1 protein-coding gene is annotated in these 401 nt (G+C 47.9%); it reads left to right on the top strand.

Annotated elements, in window-relative coordinates:
* Positions 1 to 401, top strand: a 401-nt coding sequence (locus HC175_RS19765) for a GH3 family acyl-acid amido synthetase (protein WP_168139811.1), incomplete at both ends; no start/stop codon positions are given.

Here is a 401-nt window from a genome sequence, read left to right as displayed (position 1 = left end):
AAACTGAATTTGGGAAAGACCACGGCTTCAGGAATATTTCAAGTTACAGGGAATATGCGGCCCGCGTTCCGGTAAGGGATTACGAAGAACTGAAGCCATATGTAGAAAAAGTGGTGGCAGGGGAAAAGGACATCCTTTGGCCGGGTAAACCCTTATATTTTGCCAAAACCTCGGGTACTACCAGTGGGGCAAAGTATATTCCGCTTACTAAGGAATCCATGCCCACGCACATAGATGCGGCCCGAAATGCTATCCTTTGCTACATCAACGACACCGGAAAAGCCGATTTCGTAGACGGAAAAATGATCTTTTTGCAGGGAAGTCCCGAACTTGATGAGAAGAACGGGATAAAGCTTGGGAGACTCTCGGGAATTGCGGCGCATTACGTGCCGGGATATTTG

The organism is Salinimicrobium oceani, assembly GCF_012037645.1.
Note: the sequence above shows the minus strand (reverse complement) of the source record. Positions and strands in the feature narration are given on the sequence as shown.